General features: G+C 49.6%; 3 protein-coding genes. All 3 read left to right on the top strand.

Annotation, left to right across the window (positions count from 1 at the left end; genetic code table 11):
• The coding region (locus CW742_RS10210; RefSeq protein ID WP_292420017.1) for an NAD(P)-dependent oxidoreductase at positions 1-813 on the top strand (813 nt) is incomplete at its 5' end.
• Positions 814-833: 20 nt separating this feature from the next.
• Positions 834-1,808 carry a radical SAM/SPASM domain-containing protein gene (locus CW742_RS10205; protein WP_292420014.1) on the top strand — a complete coding sequence of 325 codons (975 nt, stop codon included), beginning with the start codon at positions 834-836 and terminating at the stop codon, positions 1,806-1,808.
• A gap of 5 nt (positions 1,809-1,813) precedes the next feature.
• Complete coding sequence (locus CW742_RS10200) at positions 1,814-2,560, top strand: cytidylyltransferase domain-containing protein (RefSeq protein ID WP_292420011.1); 747 nt, start codon at positions 1,814-1,816, stop codon at positions 2,558-2,560.
• Positions 2,561-2,639 lie beyond the last annotated feature (79 nt).

Raw genomic sequence — 2,639 nt, 5'->3', positions numbered from 1 at the left:
GATCTGAACTGTGAAAACGGCTCGTCCCTCCTCACGTGCATACGGGGTGACATTCTCGATCCGGATGCTTTAGAACAGGCGATGGATGGGTGTGAGATTGTCTTCCATACTGCAGCAATAGCCGACATGGATAAGGCCCGACACATGCCGGTCAAGACCATGGAGGTCAATGTTATGGGAACTGTGCGGTGCCTCGAAGCTGCCAAGAAAGCCGGAGTGAACCGGTTCCTGTATGCCAGTTCGGCCTATACCGCAGGAAACCGGGGGTCGTTCTACCGCGTGTCGAAACAGACTGGAGAATCGCTTTGTAAAACCTATGCAGAAGAATTTGGCCTTAAATATACGATACTCCGTTACGGGAGCCTTTATGGCAGCGAATCGAATCAGTGGAATTTCCTGTATGGGGTATGTAAAGCGTTGCTCACCACCGGTGAATTTACGTATATCAGCTCCCCCAATTCCGAGCGTGAATACATCCATATTCGTGACGCCTCCCGTGAAACGGTACGGATCGCAACAAGTGATGAGTTTATCAACAAAGCTGTCCTCATCACAGGTCACCAAAGGATAATGATAAGGGAACTCTTCTTTATGATCCAAGAGATCTTGGGGAAGGAGATCAAGATCCACTATATCCCCCAAGAACAACAGCGTCACTATGTCATGACTCCCTACTCATTTGAAGCGGATGTTCCCATGAGGGTAAATCTCTCAACCTATGTGGATATAAGTGAGGGAATTCTCGATTGTCTCAGGACGGTTCAGGATGAGATCGATCAGCAAAACAATTCCGGATCAATGAAAGAATCCTGATCTAGGAGAAAAGGAGTAGAATGGTAGTCAAACCCGATTCCAATTTTCACACCATCGCAGGAAAGAGCGTTGTCGAACGCGAGGATGCAGCATATAAGAATTACCGGAACAAATGGATGATCTGGCCGGAGACATTCCAAACCGGTGATTTCCCCCTCCATCTGGATATCGAGCCGACCAACACCTGTAATCTACGGTGCCCGTTTTGCGCAACCACCCACAACAAATACAACAAGGGATTCATGGAGGAGAATACTTGGAAGAAAATACTCGATGAGGCAGGTCGCCATAATCTATACTCACTGAAATTCACATACCGGGGGGAACCTCTGCTGCACAAGGATCTCGCAAGGATGGTTGCCTATGCCAAGAAAGCCGGTGTGATGGATGTCTATTTCAATACCAATGCCGTCCGGTTGGACGAGGTAACCATCCGCAGTCTCATTGATGCGGGACTTGATCGGATCTCCATTTCGTTTGAAGGTTATGAGAAGAGTGTGTATGAGAAGTATCGAGTAGGTTCGGATTTTGACCTTGTCGTGAAGAACATTGGGCTTCTCAAGAAAATCAAAGAAGAACTTGGAACTATAAAACCGCTGGTCAGGATCCAGACCGTTCTAATTCCGGAACTCGAGGGAAAAGAGAAAGATTACGCGGACTTCTGGTCGGATAGAGTCGATGAGGTTGCATACCTGGACATGAAAGACGAAGAGGGGAATCCGGATCACCGGGGAATACAATCCGACTGGGCATGCCATATGCTCTGGCAGAGACTCGCGATCACTTGGGACGGTACAATCCTGCCATGTGTCCATGATATCTATGAATGGATGAAATTCGGGAATGTCTCGGAAATCAGTATCCGCGATGCCTGGAATAGCCTTCAGGAGCAGGATTACCGTGATCTGCACCGGACCGGAAATGCCCATTCCATTCCGGCCTGTGACCGCTGTCCTCTGAGAGAGAACGAAATCCGAAAGATCAGGAAGAACTGATTCACATGATTGTCGCATTACTAATTGGCAGGGAAGGGAGCCAGGGGTTTCCTGGGAAGAACATCCATCCGGTTCTGGGAAAGGCCCTCATGGAATATCCCCTGATTGCAGCCAAAGAGGCAAAAACCATCGACCGTATCTACGTTTCAACGGATTCAGAAAAGATCAAGGAGATCGGGAGAAGGTATGGCGCTAGGATCATCAATCGTCCGGAGGAACTCTGTAACAGCGCGGCCCTCGGAGAGAACGCGTTCGTGCATGGTTACCGGGAGATCAAGAAGGAACTCGAGCGCGAAGGGGAGTCCGTTGAACTGATGGTCCTTCTGATGTGCAATTCGCCCACCATCCTTGGCCAGACCATTGACGAGGGCGTGGGCGTGCTTCGGGCCAACCGAGACTTCGATTCTGCGGTTACTGTCTCACGGTATAACATGTGGAGCCCCCTACGGGCTAGGAAGATCGGGCCAGATGGCCTTCTTCACCCTTTTGTCCCATTCGAGGTCTTTGGGGATCCGAAGACCCTGAACTGTGACCGTGACTCGCAGGGAGATGTCTGGTTTGCCGATATGGGAGTTTCAATCGTGAGGCCGCAATGCCTCGAACATATGGAGGATGGCATCCTGCCGCAAAAATGGATGGGGCAGAAGATCTATCCCTTGAAACAGTGGGGTGGTTGCGATATCGATTACCAGTGGCAGCTTCCCCAAGTGGAGTACTGGATCCGGGAATACACTCCAGGCAAGAAAGAATAATTCCTATAATTCCTGTTATTGGATTTTGCGGCCGATTCAAAGCCTGCAAAACCGATACGGAAAGAAGTTAGCAAAGCAA

Origin of the sequence: Methanoregula sp. (genome assembly GCF_002835825.1) — an archaeon.
GTDB lineage: Archaea > Halobacteriota > Methanomicrobia > Methanomicrobiales > Methanospirillaceae > Methanoregula.
Note: the sequence above shows the minus strand (reverse complement) of the source record. Positions and strands in the feature narration are given on the sequence as shown.